Here is a 26,382-nt window from a genome sequence, read left to right on the forward strand (position 1 = left end):
TGGCCTCCATGCCGCAGTCCGGCCTTGGCTGAGGCATTCCGGGCTGGCTTGCCTCATTCCGCGCTTGCTGGCTTGTGCGCCGCCGTGTCGTCGGCTGCCGGCGCGGTGGCGGAAGCCGCCTGAGCTTGCTTGCCGCGCCACTTGCGGCCCAGCCACGCGCTGAAGTCGTCGAGGTACGTATAGATCACCGGGACCACCACCAGGGTCAGGATCGACGAGGTGATGATGCCGCCGATCACCGTCTGGCCCATTGGTGCGCGTTGCTCGGCGCCTTCACCCAGGCTGAAGGCCAGCGGCACCATGCCGAAGATCATGGCCAGCGTGGTCATCAGGATTGGCCGTAGCCGCACCCGGGCAGCGGCAACCAGCGCGGCCTCGCGCGACATCGGTGGCTGGCCGTCGGCGCCGCGCCGGGCCTGGTTGGCAAAATCCACCAGCAGGATGGCGTTCTTGGTCACCAGCCCCATCAGCATGATGAAGCCGATGATGGAGAACATGTTGAGCGTGGAGCGGAACAGCAGCAGTGCCGCGAACACGCCCACCAGCGTGAGCGGCAGCGAAGTCATGATGGCGATCGGCTGGAAGAAGCTGGCGAACTGCGAGGCCAGGATCATGTAGATGAAGATCACCGCCAGCGCCAGCGCCGACACCGCGAAGCCGAACGACTCGTTCATCGACTTGGTGGAGCCGCCGAAGCGGTACTTGTAGCCCGCCGGCCAGTTCATGCCATCCAGCGCCGCCTTGACCTCGCGTGCCACCTCGCCTTGCGAGCGCCCGGCGGTATTCGCGGTCAGCTCCACTTCGCGTGAGAGGTCGCGCCGGCTGATCTGGTTGGCGCCGGTGGTCGGCACCAGTTCGGCGATCTGGCGCAGGGGCACCATGCGCGGCGAGCCGTCGGTGTTGGTCTGGTTGCCGGCGATCATCAGCGCGCTGAGATCCGCCATGCCGGTGCGGGCGTCCTTGGGCAGGCGCACGCGCACGTCGTAGTTCTGGTCGTCGGGGGCGCGCCATGAGCTGATGGCGTCGCCGGCCAGCAGCGGGCGCAGCGCGTTGCCGATCTGCACGATGCCCACGCCCAGGTCGGACGCAAGCTCGCGGCGGATGCGCACTTCCACGGTGGGGCGGTCGTCCTTCATGCTGGAGTCGAGGTCGGTCAGGCCGCGCACGGCGGCCATGCGCCGGCTGGCTTCCAGCGACAGGCGCCGCAGCGTTTCCAGGTCATCGCCCTGGATCGACACCTGCAGCGCCTTTTGCCCGCCGGCGCCATCCGGCATGCCGACCATGGTCAGCGTGATGCCGGCGATGCTGGCCATGCGCTCGCGGATCATCGGGTTAAGCTCTTTGGTGGTGAGTTTGCGCGCGCGGCGCTCGGTCAGGCGCACCGACACCAGCGCGTTGTTGCGCCCGGAGGTATTGCCCGAGTTGATGGTGGCGTAGGTGTAGGCCACCTCGGGGAAGGCCTTAAGCGCGGCTTCCACCTGCCTGACCTTGGCTTCGGTAACGGCCAGGGAGGTGCCCACTGGCGTGGTGAAGCCGACCTGGGTTTCGCCCAGGTCGGCGGCCGGTACGAATTCCGTGCCGATCAGCGGCACCAGCGCGAAGCTGCCCAAGAATGTCACCGCCGCGATGATGGCGGTGGCCAGCCGGTGCTTGAGCGCCCAGCCCAGCATCGAGCCATAGCCGTGGCCGAGCGCATCCATGCGCGCCGAGAACCAGTCCAGCATGCGGCCCACGGTGCGGCCGTACAGGCTCTTCTTGTTGCCGGTGCCGTGCAGGTCGGGGTCGTGCCAGACCGAGGAAAGCATCGGGTCCAGCGTGAACGAGACGAACATGGAGATCAGCACCGCCGCCACGACAGTCACGCCGAACTGGTGGAAGAAGCGGCCGATGATGCCGCCCATGAAGCCCACCGGCAGGAACACCGCCACGATGGAGAAGGTGGTGGCCAGCACCGCCAGCCCGATCTCGTTGGTGCCGTCGAGCGCTGCTGTGCGATGGTTCTTGCCCATCAGGTTGTGCCGCACGATGTTCTCGCGCACCACGATGGCATCGTCGATCAACAGGCCCACGCACAGCGACAGCGCCATCAGCGTGATCACGTTGAGCGTGAAGCCAAACATGTACATCACGCCGAACGTGCCGATCAGCGCGATCGGCAGGGTCAGCCCGGTGATGACCGTGCTGCGCCACGAGCCGAGGAAGAGGAAGACGATGGCCACGGTCAGGAAGGCGCCTTCGAGCAGCGTGGAGCGGACTTCCTTGACGCTGCTGCGGATGCCGCGTGCGGCGTCGTTGACCACGGTGAGCTGCACGCCCGCGGGCAGCAGCTTGCGCACTTCATCGGTCATCTTGATCAGGCCATCGACGGTGTCGACCGTGTTCTGGCCCTGTGCCTTCACCACCGCCAGGAACAGTGCGCGCTTGCCGTCCAGCATGGCCAGGCTCTCCTGCTCCTCCTCGCCGTCGCGCACGTCGGCCACCTGCTCCAGCGTGACCGGCTGGCCGGCCCGGCGCGCCACGATGATGTGGCGGAAGGCATCCGGCGTGATGACGCGGCCCTTGATCTGCACCACCGTCTCGGTGGAGGTGGAGCGCAGCTCGCCCGCGGGGAGTTCCTGGTTCTCGTTGCGGATGGCGTCCATCACCTGGTTCACGCCGATGCCGAGCGCCTCCAGCTGGGCGGGGCGGATACGGATCTCCACTTCGCGCTTGGTGCCGCCAACGAGGCTGATGGCGCCCACGCCGCGCACGGTCTCCAGCCGCTTGCGCACGATCTGGTCGGCGATGGTGGTCAGCTCGCGCTGCGTGCGCTCGGCCCCAGGCGCGTTCGACACGGACAGGTAGAACACCGGTGCGTCCGACGGGTCGTAGCGCAGCACGCGCGGGTCTTTCACCTCGTCGCGGAACTGCGGGCGGATCAGCGCGATCTTGTCGCGCACGTCCTGCGCGGCCTGGCCGACATCGACGGACAGGTCGAACTTGATCACCACCACCGAGGTGCCTTGGTAGGAGTGCGAGAAAATCTCGTCGATACCCGAGATGGTGTTGACGATTTCCTCGATCTTGCGGGTGACGTCGGATTCCACCGATTCCGGCGCGGCGCCTGGGTACTCGGTCTGCACCACGACGATGGGGAAGGTGATGTCCGGGAACTGGTCAACCGGCAGGCGCTGGTACGAGAACAGGCCGATCACGATGAAGGCCATCATCATCATGGTGGCCAGCACCGGGTTGTGGATGGACAGGCGGGTGAACCACATGGGCGGGGGCTCCTACGCCTTGACCAGCTTGACGCGGCTGCCCGCGCGCAGGGTGCCGAGGTTGTTGCGCACCACCTTGGCGCCGGTGGCCAGGCCGCCGGTGATTTCCACCAGCCCGCTGGCATCGTCGCGGATGCCAAGCTTGACCTGTCGCTCAGCCAGCACGTCATTCTCCACGCTGTAGACGAACGCGCGCTCGCCATCGTTGCGCACCGCTGTGGCTGGCACCGCCACTACGCCGGCGTGGTGGCCAAGCACCAGCGAGCCCTGGGCGAACATGCCCGCGCGCAGGCGCGCCTCGGGGTTGTCCACTCGCACATAGACCATGATGCTGCGTGTGCCCTGGCTTACCGCTGGGTTAATGCGCACCAGCTTGCCCTCGAAGCGGCCACTGCCTTCCACGTCGAGCTGCACGGCCTGGCCGACGGCAACGCGAGCCACATCCGCCATGGGGATCGGCGCCTCGAGTTCCAGCGCGCGCAGGTCGACCACGTCGATCAGGCGCGTGTCGGGCGAGACCTTCTCGCCCGGCTGCACCGCGCGCGCGGCCACCAGGCCATCCAGCGGCGATTTGACGATGGTGTCGGCGAGCGCTTTCTGCGCGACTTCAAGGCCGCCCTGGGCGGCGTCGAGATTGGCGTGCGCCACGTCCAGGTTGCTCTGGAAGCTGTCGAAGGCAGTCTTTGAGATAAAGCCCTTGGCCACCAGCTCGCGGTTGCGCTCGAAGGTCTGCTTCGAATTCTCATACTGGCCGCGCGCCGCCAGCATCTGCCCGCGCGCCTGCGCCACCTTGGCCTGGTATTCGGTCGCATCGATGCGCACGATGACCTGGCCGGCGCGCACGGCTTCGCCCTCGCGCACCAGCACTTGCTGTACCTCGCCCGCGACCTTGGCCTTGACCGAGGCCTGATTGAGCGCCCGCAGCCCGCCCGACAGCGGCAGCGACACGCGCAAGTCTTGCGTGGTGGCCTCGACCAGGTCGGATGGCAGGAACTCCACCAGGTCTTGCACCGCGGCAGCTGCGGCAGCCGGGGCCGCGCCAGGCTTGCCATTGCTTGCCTTGCGCACGGCGGCGGCGGCGCTGAGCACGGCAACCACCGCGATGGTGGCGATCGCAGCGATCAGGATCTTCTTGCGTCGGGTCATGCGGTCTCCGGCGGCGGCGCAGGGATCTCCCGCGCGGCCTGCTGCCCCTGCGCTTGTGCCAGGGCTTCTTGTTGTATCTGTTCCCAGACGTAGGGGCCGACCTTGGGCGGCAGCGGCGTATCGCGCGCCGCGCCGGTGGTCAGGCCGAACAGCAACATCTGGAGCAGGTTGTCGAGGAACGCCTCGGGGTCGATCTCGATGCGCGACGACGCGCTGAACGCACGCTGCCACAGCATCAGGAACATCAGCGGCGCGCAGATCAGCGTTGTGGTCGGGTTGGCCGGCATGTCGCGCAACTCGCCACGCGCCACGCCGCGCTTGAGCACGCGCGCGAACAACTCATCGCCCGGCAGCACCACTTCCTCGTGGTAGAACTGGGCAATGTCAGGAAAATGGCTGGATTCGGCCATGATCAGCTTGGTCAGGCCGGCCACCGGCGTCGCCCCGACCAGGCCCCACCAGCCGCGCAGCAATTCCCTGAGCAACTCCGGCGTCGAGCCCTGGTAGCTCTCCACCAGGTCGATGCCCCTGGTCAGGGTCGGCACCAGGTTTTCGCGCACCACTGTCTTGAACAGCTCTTCCTTATTAGCAAAGTACAGATAGACGGTGCCCTTGGACACGCCCGCCGCGGCGGCGACATCTTCCAGCCGGGTGGCCGCATAGCCGCGTTCGACGAAGAGATCGAGCGCGGCGGCCACCAGTTCCTGTGGGCGCGCGGCCTTGCGGCGAGCCCAGCGTTTGGTGTTGGCGGATTCCTGATTCTGGCTCTGGCCTGGCGGGTTTTTCACTGGGGCGCTGTGCACCTCTGCGGGCGGGCGCTCCGCGAGATTTGCTAATAAATAACTCTTGGGTCAGTAATGTAGTGGAGCGCAATCCAGTGGTCAAGCGCGGGAAGGGCCGCACCGCATGGGGCACAATACGGGCTGCCGGGCGTCGTCCGCGCCTGAACCTTTGCCATGTCCCACCAGTCTGAACTCTCCTGTCGGCCCGATTGTGGCGCTTGTTGCACCGCGCCCTCCATTACCTCGCCGATTCCCGGCATGCCCGGCGGCAAGCCGGCCGGCATACCCTGCGTGCAGTTGCTGCCCGATCGGCGCTGCGCGATTTTTGGCGAGCCCACGCGGCCGGCATTTTGCGCCGGGCTCAAGCCCTCTGCCGACATGTGCGGCGAAACCCGCGGGCATGCGCTGGCCTGGCTGACGCAGCTCGAGGTTGCCACCGCGCCTGGCCGCACAGCCTGAACCCGCAAGGAACAAACAGATGGTCATGATCAATCGCCGGCGCTGGCTGGCAGCAAGCGCCGGCGCCGCGCTGGCCGCGGCACTCGTCGGCTGCGGCATGATGGGCAACGACTACACCTTCTCGCAGAGCCAGCTGCAATCGGCCCTGGAGCGCAAGTTTCCGTTCAACAAGCGCTATATGGAGCTGTTCGACATCCAGCTCGCCAACCCGCAGCTCACGCTCGACCCCAGCCGCAACCGGGTGAACGTGCAGTTCGACGCGACAGTGAACAACCGCCTGTTCTCCGGCGAGCCGATGACCGGCCGCTTCGCGCTGGACAGCGGGTTGCGCTACGACCCGGCCAGCCGCGCGGTGGTGCTGCAGGACCCGCAGGTCCAGCAGTTCGACGTCAAAGGCCTGCCGCCTCAACTCACGCGCCAGTTCAACGCGCTCGGCGGCATCCTTGCGGAGCAGTTGCTGCAAGGCTATCCGCTCTATACCTTCCGTCCCGACGAGCTGCGCCTCGCCGGCACCAGTGTCGAACCCGGTACAATCACCGTTTTGCCCAACGGGATCAACGTCAAGATCAATCGGCCTTGATGACGCGCCGCGCCCAGGCATGCACGTTGCGCAGCCACTGCGGTGTCATGGTCGTGGCGGATAGTTGTGATTCCTGGCGCCTGGCGCGTGGCTGATGACATAGGGCTGACGGTTGCCCGTTTCCCTTTTGCTCGCCTGTCCTTGGCTTTTCCTTCGCTCTTCCATTCAGCATTCCACACATTCCAATCAGCATGGATATTGCCCTCGCCCTGAAAGCTGTGATCCTCGGCATCGTCGAAGGACTGACCGAGTTTCTGCCCATCTCCAGCACAGGTCACCTGATCCTCGCCGGCCAGCTGCTCGACTTCAATGATGAAAAGGGCAAGATCTTCGAGATCGTGATCCAGTTCGGTGCCATCCTGGCGGTTTGCTGGGAGTTCCGCCACCGCATCGTCACCGTGGTGGGCGGACTGGCCACCGATGAAAAGGCCCGGCGTTTTGCCATCAACGTGATCGTGGCCACCGTGCCGGCGATCGTGCTGGCGCTGGTATTCGGCAAGTGGATCAAGGCTCACCTGTTTAACCCGATCACCGTGGCCACCGCATTCATCATCGGCGGTGTGGTGATCCTGTGGGCCGAATGGCGGGAAAGCCATCGCGGCCAGGTATCGCACCCGCAGGGCAATGCGCTGCTGGAGGCCGCCAAGGCCGGCGCGCCGCGGATCGAGTCGGTAGACGACCTGAACTGGCGCGATGCGGTCAAGGTCGGGCTGGCGCAGTGTTTCGCGCTGATCCCGGGCACCTCGCGCTCAGGTGCCACCATCATCGGCGGCATGCTGTTCGGGCTGTCGCGCCAGGTAGCCACCGAGTTCTCCTTCTTCCTGGCGATCCCGGTGATCTTCGGCGCCACCGTCTACGAGTTGTATAAGTCGCGCGCACTGCTGTCCGCCGACGACCTGGGCATCTTCGGCATCGGCTTCGTCTTCGCCTTCCTGTCCGCCTTCTTGTGCGTGCGCTGGCTGCTGCGCTTTGTCGCCACCCATGACTTCAAGCCGTTTGCCTGGTACCGGATCATCTTCGGCATCGTTGTGCTGGCGACGGCATACTCTGGGCTGATCGCCTGGCACGCCTGAAGGCGGTAGCGGTAGATAGTACCGGCGACAACTGTCGCACCATGAAAAAAGCGTGGCTCAAGGCCACGCTTTTTTCATGGTGCGCCGGCGTGCGGCGCGGCCTTCGCCTTCAGGCCCGCTTGCGGAACACCACGTCCCACACGCCATGGCCCAGCCGCACGCCGCGGCGCTCGAACTTGGTCACCGGGCGGTAGTCCGGCCGCGGCGCAAAGCCGCCGGCGGCGTCCGAGGTGTTGGTCAGGGTGGGTTCGCCCGACAGCACTTCCACCATCTGATGGGCATACTCTTCCCAGTCGGTCGCGCAGTGCAGGTAGCCGCCCGGCTTCAGGCGGTTGGCCAGCAGCTTGACCAGCGGCGGCTGCACCAGGCGCCGCTTGTTGTGGCGCTTCTTGTGCCACGGGTCGGGGAAGAAGATATGCACGCCGTCCAGGCAGGATGCCGTCAGCATGTGCGCGATGACCTCCACAGCGTCATGCGGCATGATCCGCACATTGCCAATCTCACGCTCGCCCAGCAGCTTGAGCAGGGCGCCCACGCCGGGTTCATGCACTTCACAGCCCAGGAAGTTGTCCTGAGGGCGCAGTTGCGCGATATGCGCGGTGGTCTCGCCCATGCCGAACCCGATCTCGAGGATCGCTGGCGCGGCGCGGCCGAACGTGGCCTCCCAGTCGAGCGGTTGCGGTGCGTAGGGCAGGATGAAGCGCGGCCCCAGGTCATCGATGGCACGCTGCTGGCCGGTGGAGGTTCGCCCCGCGCGGCGCACGAAGGAACGGATGCGGCGCGGGTGTGCCACGTCGCTGCCGTCGGCAGCCTTGGCGGGCGCGTTGTCAGCGTCGTCGGCTGGCGTCGGGTCGGAACTGGGGTCTTGGGGGAGCATGGCAACAAAAAAGCCGCCGGGCGATCCTGATCGGGCATGCGACCAGTGGCGAAGGCGGCTCGTCTCAATCTGATGTGGAGCGGGCGATGGGAATCGAACCCACGTCTTTAGCTTGGGAAGCTAAGGTAATGGCCATTATACGACGCCCGCGAAACCGCGATTCTACGCGGAATTCTGGGGGGAGCGCAAGCAATGGTGCTGGCCGCTGACGTGAAAAGTGCATACAAGGCTACACCGAGCGCTGGATACGCTGGCGGCACTTCAACGAGCCGGTGTATGGCCGGATTGCTTCGTTTGCGGGCATCGTCTCAGTGTGCCCAATCGTTCAAGCTTCGGTGGGGAGTGCCGATATTCGATCGAGTATCGGCACTCATGGTAAAAATGGCGCAAGAGCAAGAACCGGAAATTGTTGGGCATTCCGAATCGCATATCGAAGTCGATGGGAAGAAGGCGCTCCTTAAATTCAAGTCAGGAAGCCAACTGGTTGCGATCGTGATGATCGCGGCGCTGCTGATCGGTGCGATCGCGTTCATGTATAAGCCGGCATCCCGGCCCGCGCCCCTGTGCACGACGACGAGAGTCGCCTAGCTCAGCCTTCGGCTGCTATGGCGGCCTCACCACCAGTGCAGGAGACTGAAATCATCACGCAGACCACCGATGGGAAGAGCAGCGACAATTACGCGGAGATGCCCGCTGCTTCCGGCGTCTCGTCCTATCGGAAGCTCGACCAGCGTTCGAGGCGGGGCAGCAGCACGAACAGGATCGTGCGGAAATGAGGGTCTCGACCATGATGGCGAGAAGCGTAGGTGTCGCGTTCACGTCGCTGTTCCTTTCGGGAGCCGCGGCCGTCGGGGCAGAGCTTGGTCAAGCAACGCATGGCCCATGTGGCCGCAATACTATATCGATGCTAGGGAGACGACGGCTGCCGACAAGGACGTCCTCCAGGACATTCGACAGTTTCAGACCGACAGTGCGCCCTGCATTGTCATTCAGCACAGCTTGAAACTGAACGCATGGGAAACCTCGCAGCGCCAGCTGCTGATGGCGAGCATCCTACTCGGCTGTCGGCTGTGAGCATTGTGCTCCGACCAAGGCTCGGGGAAGCCAAGTCTTCATTGTGGATCGAGGTTCGTAATGACTCGCCGTTCGACATTCGCGATGTTCGTGTCAAGTTATCGCAGCAGACCGGTAATCAGATCAAGACAGATCTAACGCAGACCTTTGTTCGGCCCAGTATTCCCGATGCGGTGATTCACGAAGGAGTATTCCACTGGACAGTCATGACAGCGTTTCTGTGTTGGCGGCAAGTCCTGAGGTAATTGTCAGGACGCTGGGTTCCTTCGATCGGAGCTGGTGCCTGTACGACGTTGGGAGTCGCGCGGCCGACATCGACAGTATCGGATATAGCGAGGCGCGTGCCGCTGCGCTTCGCAATCCCGAAATCAATGCTAGCTTTGCTGAGACGAGGAGCGCACCGATTGCCTTTGCCGTGGAATATACGGACCTGTCCGACATTTCGCACAGTATCGATATCATCGCCTTTCTGCGGCTGACTACGATCCGGTCGAGCATCGTCTTCTATCCTTCGCAGAGGGTGTTCGCTCCGTTGTGCTGTCAACCACTGTGAATCCCGATACCGCGGGGTTTGGCGAATCGACGATGTTTTTGGCAGGTAGCGACGTTATCGTCATCCATTGTGGAGGTGGCTGTGTCAGGCACTCCAGCATGTTCTTCGCAAGTTGCCGGTCGAGTCCAATGAGGACGCCGCGCGAGCCGGCGCCGACAACGCAAAGGTGAGGCGAGATGAAGACTCTGCTGTTGCTGCTCAGCCTGACGCTAACCGCGTGCTGCACGACGAATGGAGTAATTAAGGCGGGCCGACCTGCAGATCGTTGTGCAGCACGCGTATCGTTGACACGGCGTGCAATTAGATGCAGCCGATCTATGTGGACAATGCTGATTTGCTGGCGGATGACACGGCGAGGGCAATCCTTGCCCACAACCGTGCCGGCGCCAAGGTATGCCGACGGAAACCGAGAGGGAAGTGAGTTATCAAACGTAGAAGCGCGCCTTATTGCCAGCCAGGTGTTTCAGCACGCTGCGCTCGGCGCGTGTCAGCGCCTTGATGTAGCGCTTGTTCTCTACGCAGCAGAGCGTCGTTTTCCGCGTCGAGTTGGCCGCAGCCTTCTCGAACGCCTCGGCGTTCTTGTAGAATACCACCTTCTCCACGTCATCCCAGTGCACGGTGATCACGTCATCGTCGCGCGTCATGGACGGCGCCTCAATCAGCGGGGAGTGCGCAATCTCGTGCAGCCACTTATCTAGCATGTCGAATTTCTCGTCCAGGCTGACGTCCCTGTAGAAGGACAGCCCCTCTTTCACCTTGGCGGGTGCGCCGGCCAGCACCACATTCGCTCCGCAGTTCTTCGTGACATTGGATCCAGCGAGTGCGATGGTGCGGTGACCCATCCTCACGCCGGACGCCACCATGCACGAGCCCACCAGCCAGACATCCGGCTCGATGTGGATGGGCGCCTCTCCAAACAGCGTGCAGCCCTCGATCTGCTCGCCGGCCGCGACGTGTGACCAGAGCTGCGAGTACATTCCGACGCGCACGCCGTTCTCGATTGTCAGGCCGCCGGTGCCGTCGAGCACAGTGTTCTGCCCGAACCAGCAGTGCTGCCCGATCTCGACGCCGGTCTTCGATAGAACAAGGGTATCCGCGTGCAGGGTGGTCCAGTCGCTGATGCGTACGTCACCGCCATCAATGATCATCTTCACGCCATCCCCCAGGGACACGTAATCCCCGATCTCCACGGTGGCCGGTCGGGAGAAGATGATCTGCACGTTCTCGCCGATCGATCCGCTATTACCTACGCGAACTGTGCCTTCTCCTGTTTGCTTGATCTTTCCTGCGGACACGCGATTCTCCTGTGTTGACGACATTTTTGTGCGGCAGGGAGTGTACTACGCCGGCTCAGATGGCTGCGCCGCGCGGCATAGAAACGGGGGCGAAGTAGGCTGCGGAACAGTTCCGCAAAACGAAAGCACATCAACGCACTATGCGGCTTTACAGATAGGTGGTGCCGAGGAATCGCGGAACGGAAACGCGCCGGAAACCCGCGCCAGTACTGAAATTCTTGCGAGCTTGGGAAGCTAATAAGGTAATGGCCATCATACGACGCCCACTAAGGCTTACTGGGAGTGGATTTTAGCATGGTTTTTGATGCTTTCTGCGTTCGAGAGCTATTTGGCAATTCATTCGTAGGGCTTCCTTAGGCATTCGCCTTGTCTGCGCGAGGGGAGCTTTGCTTGTACCCCAGCTAGCCCGAGCAACAGCCCGATAATGCCGGCGTAAAAAACGATGTTCGCCTGGTGCGCCATCGTCACTTGCGTAAAGCCACTGATCAGGCTTGCCATCACGACGCCAAGGCCAGCCCCACTGAGGCTGACGCCGAGCGCGTTGTCATTGCTGCAGCATTCGCGCAACGTTCGCAGAAACAGGACTGCAGGAATAAGGAATATACCCAGCAGCGCCAGCATGCCGGGTAGGCCGGTGGTTGCGGCAGCCTCCACGACGTCGTTATGTGCATGCTCCAGATCGCAGACGGGGGACTTGGTGCTCTCACAGAAGTCAGATGCATGCAGAATGCGGGCAAACTGCCCCACGCCCACGCCCATCCAAGGGTGCGTGGTGATCGACTTTGTCGCAATTTCCCACACCTTCAGGCGCGCGCCGACGGATGTTTCCGCATCCCCTTTCTCGAACCGATCGATCTCACTGCGCACCTGATTAATTTTCTGCGCCACGGGACCGCTAGGGATCAGATAAAGGCCAACACCCAATGCCGCGAAAAGAGCTATTGAAGCAAAGAATCTTGCTGCGCTCAGTCCGCGGTACCGGACAAAGAGCAGCGGAAGCGCGGTAAGAAGCATGGCGAGCGTCGCCCCTCGTGTCCCGTTCAAGAACAGGATCATCGCTGCAAGCACAAGGTTCCCCCAGGCCAACGCGTGCGCGCAACGACTGGTGCCCGGTCGAGCAAAGCCGATCAGACCAAGAGCGGCAACCATGTTGGCAAATGCAATGGCCTGTGTCCATGCGGACGGTCGTTCCTCGCCCAGCGTGTAGTGCTGAATGGCGACGATTGCGAGACTAGCTGCCAGTGCGATAGTGATCCCGCGCCAGATTGCCGTGGGATCCGGGGTGGTGCGCATGACTACAAGGCAGGCCAGTAGGGCAAGCAGAATTCTTGACGGGTTGTCAATCACGTTCCACGGCACGCCGAAGTACACCTTTGATCCGAGATAAACGACCATCAGGGCTAGAATGGCCAGACCCAAGGGATTTAGCAGATCACGGTATGTTCCCCAAGTCCTGGTCATTCGGTGGCTAGTGCATAACATTAGCACCACCACGGCGGCCAGAAAGATCCCTGAACCACGCGGCACACAGAGAAGAAGAATTGGAAATGCCAGGACCAGGGCACTGGCAAAGGTAGCCAGCTTTGTTGCTCGAAACGTCATAAACTCCGCTTGACTCTAAACAGCGGCGGAATGCCCGTCGCGACCGCGCGATTATAGTTGATGGGGTGGTAGCTCCTGGCGGAAGGGGAGAAATGGGGCCCCGGGGCGAGTTGCCGCAGCAAGCTTCGGGATGCAGGCCGCCAAGTGTCGGCAGACAAAGTACCTACCACCTGAAAACTATCTGCCGCGAAAAAGAGACCGGCGTAGAGGGATTCCGTCAGGAAAGTGCTTGTCCACTATTAGGCGGCGTCGCCACGTGGCCGAGGCGAGCTGCGCCGAAGCGCCTCTGAGTGACCTGGACGCTATTTCGATCAACGGCCGATCGGGGGGAAACTTGAAGGCACAATGACGCCTTATGGCGCCACCCGCAGCCGGCAGACCGCCGCTTCCTCCTGGCCCGGCGCGAGCCAGCGCAGCCCCGTGCCGTGGTGGATGGCGTTGGGCAGGCCGAGCCAGGGTTCCACGCAGTAGAAGTCGGAGTCGGCGCGCTCCGACCAGGTGGTGACCGCGAACCACGGCGTGCTGCCAGGCGCGTCCAGCTCGATCACCAGCTTGCGGCCATGCGCAGCGGTGGCATCGGGCGGCGTGGCCAGCGTGCAGTGGCGCGGCGCCGCAGGCTGCGCCTGCAGGACGTGAAAGGTGTCTTGCAGGCGCGGGTCGTCGAGCTGATAGGTCTCGGCGCCCTTGCCGTTCGCCTCCAGCGAGCCGTCGGGGCGCTGGCGCATCAGCTCCGCGGCCGGCATGGCCAGCGTGGACGCGGCGCGCGCCTGGTGGGCAAGCGGGAAGTAGAAGTGGTGGCCAGCGTAGTAAGGCAGGGGCTGCTCGCCGGTATTGCGCGTGCGCAATGTGGCTTCGAGGTTGTCGTCGAGCAGCCGGTAGGTGACCTCGAACAGGAACTCGAAGGGGTAGGCCGCGCGCGTTGCGTCCGACGCTTGCAGCGTCATGGTCAGGCTGCGTCCCGCCTCAAACCGCGTGACCGCGAAGGGCAGGTCGCGCGCGAAGCCGTGGATCGGCAGCGTCCGCACGGTGCCACTGGCGTCTTTCCATGCGCCGGGCGCGCTGTCGACGAAATGCCTGGCAATGAAGGGGAACAGTATCGGGTTGCCGCCACGCACCCGGGCCAGTTGGGACCAGTCGGCGTTCTCCGGCCAGTAAAGGATGTCCTCGCCGCGATGCACCCAGCGCACCAGGCGGGCGCCGAACTGCGGGGCGAGCAGCATGAAACTGGAATCGTCTCCGACCCGGATCAGTTCCTGGCCTTGGAAATGCATAGAATTGAGAGGCGGCATGCAAGTTGCGGCGGGAGTGGGCATCGCTGCATGATAGCGCGTCAGCGCGCCGTGCCGCGGCACCTCTCCGGTGCTCGGCTCCGCCCCCGGCGGGTGCAGGGGCGTCGGGCGTCCATCAGGCATGCGCCTTTCGCAGCGATCGGTGCGCCACATTCGGACCGGTTCTCGCCGCTTTCGGCGCTGCGTGGGCACGTGGCCGCTGGCGTGAATGTTGCGTCGCAGCGCAGTGCGTTTCCCTCAGCGAAAGGAGCTTGTCATGGCCGAGTCCCTCAGCAAGTCCACCGCGTCCGCTGGCGATGCCGCCACGGATGCCTCTCCCACGAAGTTCTCCCACGTGCGCCCGCAAGACACTGCCTTCGTCGACCAGGGTTTGCGCGATTTCTTCCTGTATCGCGACCTGGGCATTGCCGAGGCTACCGGCGGCAAGCTGCTGGTGCAACTGGTCAAGGCCAACCAGCCGCCCGTGCAAGGCACCGGCTGGCACCGGCACGAGGCGCAGTTCCATGTGGTACTGATGCTCAAGGGCTGGGCGCGCTTCATGTACGAGGACAAGGAGACACTGGTGGCGACTGGCGATTGCGTGCACCAGCGCCCCGGCATCACGCATTTTCTGTTCGACTACTCGCCGGACATGGAGTACCTGGAGATCGTGGGGCCGGCGGATTTTGGCACCGTCGAGGTCGAGGGTCCGTGCGCGGTGCCGGCGGTGACGCCGTGGCCGGCGGACCAGACCGCTGCCTAGACACCTGGCTACCTGGCCGCGCCGCGCGGCCTTATGCGTCCAACCTCACGCGTTCATATAGACGGCGTTGCGCACTAGCGGATAGACCTGCGAATCCCAGCGCTTGCCGTTGAACACGCCGTAATGCCCCACACCGGTTTGCACGTGGTGCATGCGCATATAGGGCCGCAGGCTGCCGCACAGTTCCTGCGCGGCCATGGTCTGCCCGATGGCGCAGATATCGTCGCGCTCGCCCTCCACCGTGAGCAGCGCCGTGCGGTGGATCGCGTGCGGGTTCACGCGGCGACCGCCTACGTCCAGCAGGCCCTGCGCCAGCAGGAATTCCTGGAACACCATGCTCACGGTTTCGAGATAGAACTCCGCGCTCAGGTCCATGGTGGCGAAGTATTCCTCGTAGAACACCTGGATCGCATCCGCGCGATCATGCTGGCCGCTGGCACGCAGATCGTAGAGGTCGCGGAAAGCCTGCTGGTGGCGCTCGCTGTTCATGCTCATGAAGGCGATCAGCTGCATGAAGCCGGGGTAGACGCGGCGCATCGCGCCGGCAAAGCGAAGCGGCACGTAGCTGGTGAGCGAGCGCTCGAACCATTCGATGGGCTGGCTGGTGGCGAGCTCATTGACCTTGGTCGGGTTGATGCGCGCGTCGATGGGGCCGGCCATCAGGATCAGGCTCGGCGGCTGCGCCGGATCGTTATCCTCCGCCATCAACGCCACGGCGGCGAGCGCCGCCACGGTCGGCTGGCACACCGCCATCAGGTGCGTGCCGCCGCCCAGCACGCGCAGGAAATCGATCAGATGGTAGACGTACTCGTCAAAGCCAAAGCGGCCGTGCGCCAGCGAGATGTCGCGCGGGTTGTGCCAGTCGGTGATGTAGACATCATGATCGCGCAGCATGGTCTGCACAGTGCCGCGCAGCAACGTGGCAAAGTGGCCCGACATCGGCGCCACCAGCAGCACGCGCGGGTGGCCGGAGACACCGTGCTTGCGAAAGTGCAACAGCGAGCAGAACGGCGTGCTCGCGGTCACTTCCTCCGTAACCTGTACCGGTGTGCCGTTCACCATGACGCTGTCGATGGCGAACGGCGGGCGATGGTGCGTCAGGCGGCTTAGTGCGAGCACCTCGCAGGCCGCACGCGTGGCAAGCATCGGCTCGCATCCTGCCAGGCGCGGATTTTCTGCAAGCGTGTTCGACACCATGTCGGCCAGGCTGCAGGCGGGCTGCATGAGATCCGCATAAGTCTGGTACACCTGATACAGCATGGCTCGCCCCCTTTTATGCGTTGACCTCATCAGCCGCAATATGCGTGCCACGGCGAATCGCGTTGGCATGAGGCTTGCGGGCCTGCCCGTATGGCGGAACGGGGTGACCTGTTCTGGTTCGTATGCGGCGCAAACGCCGCGCGCGAACTGCGCACGCGGATCTTCGCCAGTACATCTGCCTCATGCTGGTGCTGCGCGGCGCACCGTGCCGGTGCCGCCGTGGCCGCAGGATTTTTAGCCGCGAAACGGCGCGCCTGATGCAGGCTTTTTTCGGCTGCGGCGCAGGCCTCTGCGCCACATCAAGGCAAGAGCAAGGTAAGCGCAATCAGAAACTATGTCCCCGCCATGATGTAGTACAAATTCATAGTAGAAGCAGCGAACACAAAGCACACAACGCATAGCGCGACACTGCAGCGAGAGACACGGGCGCACCGTCTGCTGGCACACAGACGACGGGGTTCGCCCGCCGTGCAACGGCTTTTCCAGGTGGCAAGGAGGCGGGATGGCAAGGACGACACTCACCATCAGCAGTAAAACGTATTCATCGTGGTCTCTGCGCGGCTGGCTGCTGGTGCGCTTCGCGGGACTGGAATTCGAGGAGGTGCTGGTGCCCCCCGATGACGCCGCGGCGCGCGCGGAAATCCTGCTGCTGTCGCCCTCGATTCTCGTTCCCCGCCTGCTGCACCAGGGCGTGACCGTGTGGGACACGCTGGCTATCGCCGAGTATCTCAACGAGGTCCGCCCGAAGGCCGGCCTGTTGCCCGATGACCGTGCCGCGCGCGCGCATTGCCGCGCCATCTGCGGCGAGATGCATTCGGGCTTTGCTGCCATGCGCGCGGCGTTGCCCATGAACTTGAAGGGGCACTTTCCTGGCTTCAAGGTGTGGTCGCGCGCGCAGGCCGACATCGATCGCATCGCGCAGATCTGGACCGAGTGCCTGACGCAATACGGCGGCCCCTATCTGTTTGGCGAAACGCGCACCATGGCCGATGCGATGTACGCGCCGGTGGTGACGCGCTTCGTGACCTACGGCGTGATGCTGGATCCGGCGCCGGTGGAGTACTGCAAGCAGATCCTGGCCATGCCGGAGTTGCAGGAATGGATCGCCGCGGCGAAGAAGGAGCCCGACGAAATCAGCGAACTCGAAGTGGAGTTCTGACCTTCTTGCCAGGAGAAAGAAGAGCGCGCCGCGGCGTTCAAGGCTGCGGTGCGCACTTTCTCCTTTCACACCGCCGCGGACTCGCTGGCGCGCGCCGCGATAAATCGCTCGGCGTAGGCGAAATACCAGTCCAGCGCTTCCGGGTTGGCCATGGCGTCGCGGTTTGCGATCTTGTCGGGCGCGTGGCCCAGCAGCAGCTTCTTGATGGGCACTTCCATCTTCTTGCCCGACAGCGTGCGCGGCACGCCGGGCACCTGCAGGATCTCGTTGGGCACATGGCGTGAAGACAGCGCGCTGCGGATGCGTGCGCGCATGGTGTCGCGCAATGCATCGTCCAGCACCATGCCGTCGCGCAGCACCACGAACAGCGGCATATACGAGTCGCGTCCCAGGTATTCGAGGTCCACCACCATGCTGTCGAGCACTTCCGGCAGGTCCTCCACCACGCGGTACAGCTCGCTGGTGCCCATGCGGATGCCGTGCCGGTTGATGGTGGCGTCCGAGCGGCCGTAGATGATGGCGCCGCCGTGCGCGGTGATCTTGATCCAGTCGCCGTGGCGCCACACGCCGGGATAGGTATCGAAGTAGCTGTCGCGGTAACGCTGCCCGTTCGTGTCGCCCCATAGGAACAGCGGCATCGACGGCATCGGCGCCGTGCAGACCAGCTCGCCCACCTCACCCACCAGCGCATTGCCCGCTTCGTCGAAGGCTTCGACTTTCGCACCCAGGCAGCGGCACTGCATCTCGCCCGAGTAGACCGGCAGGATCGGGCAGCCTGCCACGAACGAGCCGGCGAAGTCGGTGCCGCCGCTCATCGGCGCAAGCCAGATGTCCGCGCCCACGTGGCGGTAGATCCAGTCATAGGCCTCGGCTGGCAGCGGCGAGCCGGTCGAGCCGAGCGCGCGCAGCCGGGAAAGGTCGGCCACGCGCGCAGGCTCGATCCCGGCCTTCATGCCGGCCGTGAAGAACGCCGCGCCAGCGCCAAAGGCGGTGACGCGCGCGGCATCCACGAAGCGCCACAGCACGCCGGCGTCTGGCCAGGCTGGATTGCCGTCGTAGAGCGCGATGGTGCTGCCCAGCAGCAGCCCCGCGATCTGCGCGTTCCACATGATCCAGCCGCTGCTGCTGTACCAGTGGAAGACGTCGTCCGGCCCGAGGTTGTTGTGAAACGCCATCAGCTTGAGCTGCTCGATGACGATGCCGCCGTGGCCGTGCACGATGGGCTTGGGCATGCCGGTGGTGCCGGAGGAGTAGACGATCCACAGCGGGTGGTCGAATGGCACGGATTCAATCGCCAGCGGTACGCGATGCGCCAGCACCGCCTGCCAGGCATGGCGGCGTACGTTGGCGGGAAGCGGGATGGCGTTGGGGGCGGCATGTGCATCAGTGTGCTCGCCCGGCACCAGTAGCAGGTCGGTGAGCGAGGGCAGGGCGGCGGCCAGGTCCGCCAGCACTGGCGCCCGATCGTAGGCCTTGCCGCCATAGCGGTAGCCATCGACGGCGATCAGCACCTTGGGTTCGATCTGGCGGAAACGGTCGCTCACCGCCACCTGGCCCATGTCGGGCGCGCAGCCCGACCAGATTGCGCCAAGGCTGGCGGTGGCCAGGAAGGCGACGACCGTGGCGGGGATGTTCGGCAGGTAGCCTGCCACGCGATCGCCGCGCGCCACGCCCATGCCGCGCAAGGCATGGGCCAGCGAGGCAACCTGCTGCTCCAGCACATCCCAGCTCAGGTCGGTGACCGCGATGGATTCGCCGGCGTAGCGGATGGCCGTGCGCTGGCGCGCGGCGCCGCTGCCGGCATGGCGGAACACTTGCTGCACGTAGTTCAGGCTGGCGCCTTCGAACCAGCGCGCGCCGGGCATCTGCGCGCTGCCGAGCACGCGCTCGGCAGGGCTATCGAAGCGCAGGTCGAAATAGGCGCGGATGGCGTCCCAGAAGGCTTCCAGGTCGGTCACCGACCATTGCCACAGCGCGGCGTAGTCGGCAAAGGCGAGGCCACGCTCGCTCTCCAGCCAGCGCATGAAGTGCGCAATGCGGCTGCCGTCGCGGAACGCCTGTGACGGCGTCCATCTCAGTTGCCCTTCTTCAAGGGTAGTCATGTCTCCTCCTCGGGTCCGTCTCGCGCGGACGTGCGGACGGGTTGCGATGCGGTTTTGGTGTGATCTTACATGCTGGCCGCCATCACGCTTTGGCGCGGGCCTCGAACAAGACGTCCCACATGCCGTCGACCCGGGCTTTGACCGCGGCATCCATCTGGATCGGACGACCCCATTCGCGGGTGGTCTCGCCGGGCCATTTGTCGGTGGCATCGATGCCCATCTTCGAGCCCAGCCCCGACACCGGCGAGGCAAAGTCGAGGTAGTCGATCGGCGTGTTTTCCACCAGCACGGTGTCGCGCGCGGGATCGACGCGGGTGGTGATGGCCCAGATCACTTCCTTCCAGTCGCGCACGTCGACATCGTCGTCCACCACCACGATGAACTTCGTATACATGAACTGGCGCAGGAAGCTCCAGACGCCGAACATCACGCGCTTGGCGTGGCCGGCGTACTGCTTCTTCATGCGCACCACGGCCATGCGGTAGCTGCAGCCCTCCGGCGGCAGATAGAAGTCGGTGATCTCCGGGAACTGCTTTTGCAGCAGCGGCACGAACACTTCATTGAGCGCCACGCCAAGCACCGCAGGTTCATCGGGCGGCTTGCCGGTATAGGTGGAGTGGTAGATCGGATCGCGCCGCATGGTGATGCGGTCGATAGTGAAGACGGGGAACCAGTCCTGCTCGTTGTAATAGCCGGTGTGGTCGCCGTACGGGCCTTCCAGCGCATGCTGGTAGCCGGACGGGTGATCCGGGTCGGGCTGGATGTGGCCTTCCAGCACGATCTCGGCCGAGGCCGGCACGCTCAGCTCGGACAGCGTCGGCGTGATGCAGCCGGCTAGCGCGGTGCGGCTGCCGCGCAGCAGGCCCGCGAACTGGTACTCCGACAAGGTGTCGGGCACCGGGGTGACGGCGCCGAGGATGGTGGCGGGGTCCGCGCCCAGCGCCACCGCGATCGGGAACGGCTTGCCGGGGTTGGCCAGCGCGTGCTCGCGGAAATCCAGCGCGCCGCCGCGATGCGCCAGCCAGCGCATGATGACCTGGTTGCGGCTGATCACCTGCTGGCGGTAGATGCCAAGGTTCTGGCGCTTCTTGTGCGGACCCTTGGTGATCACCAGGCCCCAGGTGATCAGCGGCGCCGCGTCTTCCGGCCAGCACGTCTGGATCGGCAGGCGCGCCAGGTCCACGTCGTTGCCTTCCCACAGCACCTCTTGGCAGGCTGGGCTGTTGACGCGCTTGGGCGCCATGTCCCACACCGATTTAACGAGGGTGAACAGCTTGCCGGCTTCGCGCAAGCCACGGGGCGGCTCAGGCTCTTTGAGCGCCGACAGAACGCGGCCGATGTCGCGCAGGTCGGTCAGGCTTTCCGCACCCATGCCGAGGGCTACTCTGCGTGTCGTGCCGAACAGATTGGCCAGTACGGGCACGCTATAAGTCTGACCAGGCCGATGGGGATCGCTCGGGTTTTCGAACACGACTGCCGGCCCGCCCGCTCTCAACAGCCTGTCGCAAATCTCGGTCATTTCGAGGTTGGGCGACACAGGCGCACCGATCCGTTTCAGTTCGCCAAGGCCTTCCAGTTGGCCCAGGAAATCGCGCAAGTCGTTGTATTTCATGATTTATTCGATTGAGGCGCAGGCACGTTAGCGCACCTGTCCATGCAAGGTGTGTGATGCAATATTCACATTAATATGATGGGGCACAAAAAAATCGTCCCAATTTGTATGTCCAAATTGTAAATTTTTTGACTCCGCCTCGGTCGGCAAGGAAGGCCTCCATGCTTTGCCAGTACTGAGTTTCACCCAATGGAGGGGGCACGGAAGTGCGTCAAAGACCCTTGTTACATATAACCAAAAGCTTTGTTTATTCGAAACGTTATTCTTGACGATGTATAAAAGGGTTCCTACAATCCGGTTCTGCTCGTTGGAGTGTTGCGGTGCAGCACATTTTCTTCTGCCCTGTCAAGGGGATTGGTGGGGAATTATCCATATCTGATCATATGAGCGGATGCGTCTGAGCAGGACGGATTCGATCGATCGCCCCGGCCGTGGCCGGGTGCTTTGAGTAGTTCGCGGCAGGGCAGGCTCCCCCAAGAGCCTACCCTGTTTCTCGTTGGGCGCATGGGGAGCGCCCACCAACAGGTGCTGGACGTCTTTGCTGGGCGGCGCGGCATCCTTACTTGAATACGCGGTCAACGGGCGTGCGGCGCAGCAGCGTGGCACGAAGCGGACAGCGGATGGAGGTAAGTATGAGTGGTTGGAAAACCCTTCATCTTCCCGGAGTCGGGCGGGCATTGCAGGTCCGTTTCAGACACCCGGTACCCGGAGTGAGTCGGGCATTGCAGGTCCGCCTTGCACATCCGGTCGCTGGCCGCGCTTTACGCAGTGGCCGCGCAACGTTGAAATATGCCCTGAACAGTCTCGGGGTTGTGTCTGTAGTCGCCGCGGTATCGCTATCTGTCAGCCAGGAATGGCGTACGGCCCTGGCCGGTGCGCTGGCTGGCGAGGAAGCGCCTGCGGTATTGATGGAAGCGGCGGTGCCAGCCTCCACGGCCGATGTGGCTGCGGCCAAGCTGGGCCTGGCGATGGCGCAGTCCAAGCCGGCAGGATTGCCGACCGTGTCCGGTACGGACGACTGGGGCCAGCAGCCCGCCGGCAAGGTGCCCTCCGTGGCTCACCTGGCCGCGCAGATCCCGGCACAGCGCGTGGCGCTGGATGCACGTAACCCGGCCACGCTGGGCAGCGCGCGTGAGCAGGCCGTGGTGGCTGAGTACATCGCGCGCAAGTATCGCGTGGCGGCGCAGGCCACCGCGCAACTGGTGAAGGCCGCATACCTGACGGGGCGCGAGGTCGGCATCGATCCGCTGCTGATCCTGGGCGTGATCGCGATCGAGTCCAGCTTCAATCCGTACGCGGAGAGCGGCGTGGGCGCGCAGGGCCTGATGCAGGTGATGACCAAGGTCCATCAGGACAAGTACGAGGCCGTGGGCGGCGTGGCAGCCGCGCTGAACCCGTACGCCAACATCAAGATCGGTGCGCTGGTGCTCAAGGACTGCATCGCCCGCGCCGGTTCGCTGGAAGGCGGCCTGAAGTATTACGTGGGTGCGGCGACCACCAACACCGATGGCGGATATGGCGCGAAGGTGCTGGCAGAGCGTGCCCGCCTGCGCCAACTGCCTGGCGTGCGCAGCGTCGCGGCTGAGCCGGTGTCGGCCAAGCCGGAAGTGGCGGCGGATGCCAAGGCACAGGCCGAGCATCGTCACGGCACGGCCGGCGACAAGCTGGAAGCGGCAGGCAACGTCCCGAAAAGCGCCTGATCGCGGGATCCTCGTATCTCGGGCAGCGCAGAAAAAAAGCACCCTCCGGGGTGCTTTTTTTCGTTGCCTGACGGCTCTGGCTGGCGTTCAGGCGAAGAACTTGCCCAGGCGCGCCATGGCTTCCTCGATGTTCTCCATCGAGGTTGCGTAGGAGATCCGGATGTAGTCGCTCGCCGTGTATGGACCGAAGTCCTGGCCCGGCACCAGCACCACGCCGGCATCGTGCAGCATGGCCTGGGTCAAGGCATCGGCATCGCCGGCGGACGGGTGGTTGACGCCACGGCAGTCCGCATACACATAGAAGGCGCCATCCGGCTTGACCGGCACCCGCAGGCCCAGCGACTCCAGCGCCGGCACGATGGCATCGCGGCGACGGTGGAATTCCGCCTTGCGCGCGTCGTAGATCGCCAGCGCCTCGGGGGAGAAGCAGGCCAGCGCGGCGTGCTGGGCGACGGCTGACGCGCAGATGAACAGGTTCTGCGCCACTTTCTCGAAGGCGCCTACCAGTTCGTCCGGGACCACGAGCCAGCCCAGGCGCCAGCCGGTCATATTGAAGTACTTGGAGAAGCTGTTGACGGTGATCACGTCGTCGTCGAGGCTCAGCGCTGATACCGGCGGGGCATCGTACGACAGCCCCTGGTAGATCTCGTCGACGATGGCAAAGCCCTGGCGGGCCCGCACGGCCTTCAGGATGCGCGCCAGTTCGTCCGGCAGGATCGAGGTGCCGGTGGGGTTGGAGGGCGACGCCAGCAGCACGCCGCGGGTCTGCTCGCCCCAATGTGTCTCCACCTGCTCCGCCGTGAGCTGGAAGCGCTGGGCCGGGCCGCTCGGAATCATCTTCGCGTGGCCGTCGAAGGCGGCAACAAAATGCCGGTTGCAGGGGTAGCTGGGGTCAGGCATCAGCACCTCCGCGCCAATCTCCACCAGCACGGCGCAGGCCAGCAGCAACGCGGCCGAGGCGCCGGCGGTCACCACCACGCGGCGCGCAGGGATGTCGATCCCGTACATGGTCTTGTAATAGCCGGCGATGGCCTCGCGCAGCGGCGCGATGCCCAGCGCGCTGGTGTACTGGGTGACGCCGCGGCGCATGGCGGCCTCGGCGGCCCGCACCACGGGTTCGGCGGCGGTGAAATCGGGCTCGCCGATCCCCATGTGGATGATGTGGCGCCCGGCACGCTCGAGTTCGGCGGCCTGCTTGGCCAGCTCCATCACGTGGAAGGCATCGATATTGGCAAGACGGGAGGCAGTGGCGAGGCGCTGCAGATCCATGGCGGGATAGGCTTGGTGGGCCTGATAGGCGGGTTGATGGGGGTTAGGCTGCAGTTAAGCTGCCGTTAGTCGGGTGTTGGCCGCGGTAGAAGTAAAAACACCCGCCGGAGCGGGTGTCGGTACGGCAAGCATGGCACCGTGAACGGCGCCGGTTGCCGTCGTTCAGCGTCGGGCGGCCAGTTCCGGCGCGCGCACCTTGGCGGCCAGCTTGTCCAGCACGCCATTGACGTACTTGTAGCCTTCGACGCCGCCAAAGGTCTTGGTCAGTTCCACGGCTTCGTTGATGACAACCTTGTACGGGATGTCCACGCAGTGGATCAGCTCGTAGCTGCCGATCAGCAGGGCCGCGCGCTCGACCGGCGACAACTCGCTCACCGGGCGGTCCAGGAACGGCTCGAAGGCGCCCGTCAGCCGGGTTTCTTCGCGGATCGCGCCATTGAGCAGTGCATCGAAGTGCTCGCGGTCAGCCTTGTTGAAGCCTTGGGCGTCGTGCAGGTGGGCCTGGATCGCATCGGTATCGTTGCGGTTCAGCAGCCACTGGTACAGGCCCTGCAGCGCGAGTTCGCGCGAGCGGCGGCGCGCGCTCTTGGGCGCTGCCTTGGGCTCGGCCTTGGCGACGGGCTTGGCGCTGGCGTCGTCCGCCGGCTTGCCGGCGGGGTTGCTGCTCTCGGGCGCGTCACTCATCGTCGTCCTCGTCTTCATCCGCTTCCTGGCTGCGCAGCGAATCCAGCGCGGAGACCAGGTTGGCCATTTCCACCGCGGCGCGAGCGCAGTCGCGGCCCTTCTCGCGGGTACGGGCATGGGCCTGGGCGTCGGTGTCGACGGTCAGGATGCCGTTGGCGATGGGCACATTGAAGTCCAGGCCGACGCGGCTGATGCCGGCGCCCGATTCATTCGACACCAGCTCGAAGTGATAGGTCTCGCCGCGCACGACCGCGCCCAGCGCGACCAGCGCATCGAACTGGCCGCTTTCAGCCATCTTTTGCAATGCCAGCGGGATTTCGAGTGCGCCCGGCACGGTCACCACCAGGGTGTCCTCGCCTTCGATGCCCAGCTTTTCCAGTTCGGCGACGCAGGCTTCGAGCAGTTCGGCGCAAACCGGTTCATTGAAGCGCGCTTGCACGATGCCGATGCGCAGGCCTTCACCTTCGAGGTTGCTGGGGTAGAAACCGTGATCCATCTTATCTTCTCCTGGGTTCGGGGTGGCGGCCCGCGATAGGCTCGCGGCCGCCGTGTATCCGGTAGTTCAGTTAGCCTGGCCGCCGCTCATGGGCTGGTAGCCAGTCACTTCAAGGTCATAGCCGGTCATGCTCGGCATTTTCAGCGGAGATGCCAGCACGCGCATCTTGCCCACCCCGAGATCCTTGAGGATCTGGGCGCCGGTGCCGTAGGTGCGCAGGTCCGGCTTCACGCGCGGGCGGTTTTGCGGCGCGTCGAGCGCCGAGAACTGCGTGAACAGTTGTTCGGCCGTGTCGCCGCAGTTCAGCAGCACCATCACGCCATGTTCGGACTGCGCAATAGCCTCGAGCGCGGCGGGCACGCTCCACGAGTGCGTGGTACGCGACACTTCCAGCAGGTCCAGCGTGGAAAGCGGCTCGTGCACGCGCACCAGCGTTTCGTGATCAGCCTGCGGGTTGCCCTTGACCAGCGCCAGGTGGGCGCGGCCGCTCGGCTTGTCACGATAGATGATGCTGTGGAACGTGCCATATGGCGTTTGCATGGTGCGCTCGCCGGCGCGCTCGATGATGCTCTCGGTGCGGCTGCGGTAGTGGATCAGGTCGGCAATGGTGCCGATCTTGATGTGATGCTCTTGTGCGAACTCGATCAGGTCCGGCAGGCGCGCCATGGTGCCGTCGTCCTTCATGATCTCGCAGATCACCGCAGCCGGCGTCAGGCCGGCCAGGGCGCCCAGGTCGCACCCGGCTTCGGTATGGCCGGCGCGGATCAGCACGCCACCGGGCTGGGCCGTCAACGGGAAGATATGGCCGGGCTGGACCAGGTCGGCGGCACGGGCATCCTTGGCCACCGCGGCTTGCACGGTACGGGCCCGGTCGGCCGCCGAGATGCCGGTCGTGACGCCTTCGGCTGCCTCGATCGACACCGTGAAGTTGGTGCCGTGCACCGTGCCGTTGCGGCTCACCATGGGTTGCAGCTCGAGCTGGCGGCAGCGTTCGGCGGTCAACGTCAGGCAGATGAGGCCCCGGCCGTACTTGGCCATGAAGTTGATCGCCTCCGGTGTGACGAAATCGGCAGCCAGGACCAGGTCACCCTCGTTCTCGCGGTCTTCCTCGTCAACCAGGATGACCATGCGGCCGGCACGGATTTCGGCAATGATTTCTTCTGTACGGGCGATTGTCATAGCTTGCAGGCTGGGAAGCTGGCTGAAGTTTGGGCTGGAATTCTGGCTGAATTTCGGGCGGGATGGCTTGCTGGCCGGCTGCCGCTTCAGGGTATACCGGCTGGCCGCGGCAGCGGTCTGGCCCAATATTGTACGTCAACCAGGCGCCGCAGGGCGCGCGGCGCCCGTAGGGCCAATGCAGATGGCCCT

General features: G+C 64.5%; 21 protein-coding genes and 1 tRNA gene. 7 read left to right on the forward strand and 15 right to left on the reverse strand.

The genetic code is table 11. The annotated features are described in order from the left end of the window. Positions 1–53: 53 nt before the first annotated feature. Genes AC1RQC_RS04220 through AC1RQC_RS04230 form a run of 3 tightly spaced genes read right to left on the reverse strand, consistent with a single transcriptional unit; the run spans position 54 to position 5,194 of the window. A complete protein-coding gene (locus AC1RQC_RS04220) occupies positions 54–3,260 on the reverse strand; it encodes an efflux RND transporter permease subunit (protein WP_492373290.1) in 3,207 nt (1,068 codons plus the stop codon). A 12-nt stretch (positions 3,261–3,272) separates the two neighbouring features. Then, entirely contained in the window at positions 3,273–4,406 is a 1,134-nt protein-coding gene (locus AC1RQC_RS04225) for an efflux RND transporter periplasmic adaptor subunit (protein WP_492827744.1), read from the reverse strand. Beyond that, complete coding sequence (locus tag AC1RQC_RS04230; protein WP_492882527.1) at positions 4,403–5,194, reverse strand: TetR/AcrR family transcriptional regulator; 792 nt, start codon at positions 5,192–5,194, stop codon at positions 4,403–4,405. The genes AC1RQC_RS04225 and AC1RQC_RS04230 overlap by 4 nt, the downstream gene beginning before the upstream one ends. A gap of 168 nt (positions 5,195–5,362) precedes the next feature. Between AC1RQC_RS04230 and AC1RQC_RS04235 the strand changes: the two genes are divergently transcribed. The 3 genes from AC1RQC_RS04235 (at position 5,363) to AC1RQC_RS04245 (ending at position 7,300) form a co-directional block, all read left to right on the forward strand. Then, the gene (locus AC1RQC_RS04235) at positions 5,363–5,647 is read left to right on the forward strand and encodes a YkgJ family cysteine cluster protein (protein WP_492827742.1); all 285 of its coding nucleotides are present in this window, start codon (positions 5,363–5,365) and stop codon (positions 5,645–5,647) included. A gap of 19 nt (positions 5,648–5,666) precedes the next feature. Beyond that, entirely contained in the window at positions 5,667–6,227 is a 561-nt protein-coding gene (locus AC1RQC_RS04240) for a DUF1439 domain-containing protein (protein WP_492373294.1), read from the forward strand. 191 nt (positions 6,228–6,418) lie between these two features. Beyond that, the gene (locus AC1RQC_RS04245; RefSeq protein WP_492810897.1) at positions 6,419–7,300 is read left to right on the forward strand and encodes an undecaprenyl-diphosphate phosphatase; all 882 of its coding nucleotides are present in this window, start codon (positions 6,419–6,421) and stop codon (positions 7,298–7,300) included. A gap of 109 nt (positions 7,301–7,409) precedes the next feature. On the opposite strand, the gene trmB is transcribed toward AC1RQC_RS04245, so the two are convergent. After that, a complete protein-coding gene (gene trmB / locus AC1RQC_RS04250) occupies positions 7,410–8,177 on the reverse strand; it encodes a tRNA (guanosine(46)-N7)-methyltransferase TrmB (protein WP_492373296.1) in 768 nt (255 codons plus the stop codon). Positions 8,178–8,252: 75 nt separating this feature from the next. Further along, a tRNA-Gly gene (locus AC1RQC_RS04255) sits at positions 8,253–8,327 on the reverse strand. A 126-nt stretch (positions 8,328–8,453) separates the two neighbouring features. On the opposite strand from AC1RQC_RS04255, the gene AC1RQC_RS04260 reads away from it, so the two are divergent. Continuing rightward, positions 8,454–8,765 (forward strand): hypothetical protein, encoded by a 312-nt coding sequence (locus tag AC1RQC_RS04260; RefSeq protein ID WP_492882528.1) that lies wholly within the window; start codon positions 8,454–8,456, stop codon positions 8,763–8,765. 1,464 nt (positions 8,766–10,229) lie between these two features. Here AC1RQC_RS04260 and AC1RQC_RS04265 read toward each other — a convergent pair. The 3 genes from AC1RQC_RS04265 to AC1RQC_RS04275 all read right to left on the reverse strand — a co-directional run bounded on the left by AC1RQC_RS04265 (position 10,230) and on the right by AC1RQC_RS04275 (position 13,990). Continuing rightward, on the reverse strand, positions 10,230–11,099 hold the full coding sequence (locus AC1RQC_RS04265; RefSeq protein ID WP_492882529.1) for an acyltransferase: 870 nt from the start codon (positions 11,097–11,099) through the stop codon (positions 10,230–10,232). 336 nt (positions 11,100–11,435) lie between these two features. Next, entirely contained in the window at positions 11,436–12,701 is a 1,266-nt protein-coding gene (locus AC1RQC_RS04270; protein ID WP_492882530.1) for an O-antigen ligase family protein, read from the reverse strand. Positions 12,702–13,054: 353 nt separating this feature from the next. Continuing rightward, the gene (locus AC1RQC_RS04275; RefSeq protein ID WP_492882531.1) at positions 13,055–13,990 is read right to left on the reverse strand and encodes an aldose epimerase family protein; all 936 of its coding nucleotides are present in this window, start codon (positions 13,988–13,990) and stop codon (positions 13,055–13,057) included. Between the two features lie 256 nt (positions 13,991–14,246). Here AC1RQC_RS04275 and AC1RQC_RS04280 point away from each other — a divergent pair, with 256 nt between their 5' ends. Next, positions 14,247–14,732 carry a cupin domain-containing protein gene (locus AC1RQC_RS04280; protein WP_492810903.1) on the forward strand — a complete coding sequence of 162 codons (486 nt, stop codon included), beginning with the start codon at positions 14,247–14,249 and terminating at the stop codon, positions 14,730–14,732. 45 nt (positions 14,733–14,777) lie between these two features. Here the strand turns inward: AC1RQC_RS04280 and AC1RQC_RS04285 are convergent, their stop codons facing one another. Further along, positions 14,778–15,992, reverse strand: a complete 1,215-nt coding sequence (locus tag AC1RQC_RS04285) for a polyhydroxyalkanoate depolymerase (protein WP_492810905.1) — start codon at positions 15,990–15,992, stop codon at positions 14,778–14,780. A gap of 502 nt (positions 15,993–16,494) precedes the next feature. Between AC1RQC_RS04285 and AC1RQC_RS04290 the strand changes: the two genes are divergently transcribed. Continuing rightward, the gene (locus tag AC1RQC_RS04290) at positions 16,495–17,151 is read left to right on the forward strand and encodes a glutathione S-transferase family protein (protein WP_416049381.1); all 657 of its coding nucleotides are present in this window, start codon (positions 16,495–16,497) and stop codon (positions 17,149–17,151) included. 65 nt (positions 17,152–17,216) lie between these two features. Here AC1RQC_RS04290 and AC1RQC_RS04295 read toward each other — a convergent pair whose 3' ends face one another. After that, positions 17,217–19,253 carry an acetoacetate--CoA ligase gene (locus AC1RQC_RS04295; RefSeq protein ID WP_492827734.1) on the reverse strand — a complete coding sequence of 679 codons (2,037 nt, stop codon included), beginning with the start codon at positions 19,251–19,253 and terminating at the stop codon, positions 17,217–17,219. Positions 19,254–19,335: 82 nt separating this feature from the next. After that, positions 19,336–20,865 carry a 4-hydroxy-3-polyprenylbenzoate decarboxylase gene (gene ubiD / locus AC1RQC_RS04300; protein ID WP_492882532.1) on the reverse strand — a complete coding sequence of 510 codons (1,530 nt, stop codon included), beginning with the start codon at positions 20,863–20,865 and terminating at the stop codon, positions 19,336–19,338. A 632-nt stretch (positions 20,866–21,497) separates the two neighbouring features. On the opposite strand from ubiD, the gene AC1RQC_RS04305 reads away from it, so the two are divergent. Further along, positions 21,498–22,565 (forward strand): lytic transglycosylase domain-containing protein, encoded by a 1,068-nt coding sequence (locus AC1RQC_RS04305; protein WP_492373301.1) that lies wholly within the window; start codon positions 21,498–21,500, stop codon positions 22,563–22,565. A gap of 87 nt (positions 22,566–22,652) precedes the next feature. On the opposite strand, the gene AC1RQC_RS04310 is transcribed toward AC1RQC_RS04305, so the two are convergent. The 4 genes from AC1RQC_RS04310 to ribBA form a co-directional block, all read right to left on the reverse strand. Then, positions 22,653–23,834, reverse strand: coding sequence for a pyridoxal phosphate-dependent aminotransferase (locus AC1RQC_RS04310; RefSeq protein WP_492882533.1), 1,182 nt, complete (start codon positions 23,832–23,834; stop codon positions 22,653–22,655). 162 nt (positions 23,835–23,996) lie between these two features. Beyond that, complete coding sequence (gene nusB, locus AC1RQC_RS04315) at positions 23,997–24,518, reverse strand: transcription antitermination factor NusB (RefSeq protein ID WP_492373302.1); 522 nt, start codon at positions 24,516–24,518, stop codon at positions 23,997–23,999. Beyond that, entirely contained in the window at positions 24,511–25,014 is a 504-nt protein-coding gene (gene ribH / locus AC1RQC_RS04320; protein WP_150984096.1) for a 6,7-dimethyl-8-ribityllumazine synthase, read from the reverse strand. Before ribH ends, nusB begins: the two co-directional genes overlap by 8 nt. Before the next feature lie 66 nt (positions 25,015–25,080). After that, entirely contained in the window at positions 25,081–26,193 is a 1,113-nt protein-coding gene (gene ribBA / locus AC1RQC_RS04325; RefSeq protein ID WP_492373303.1) for a bifunctional 3,4-dihydroxy-2-butanone-4-phosphate synthase/GTP cyclohydrolase II, read from the reverse strand. Positions 26,194–26,382: the final 189 nt, after the last annotated feature.

Source organism: Cupriavidus sp. GW822-FHT03E04 (assembly GCF_058801495.1).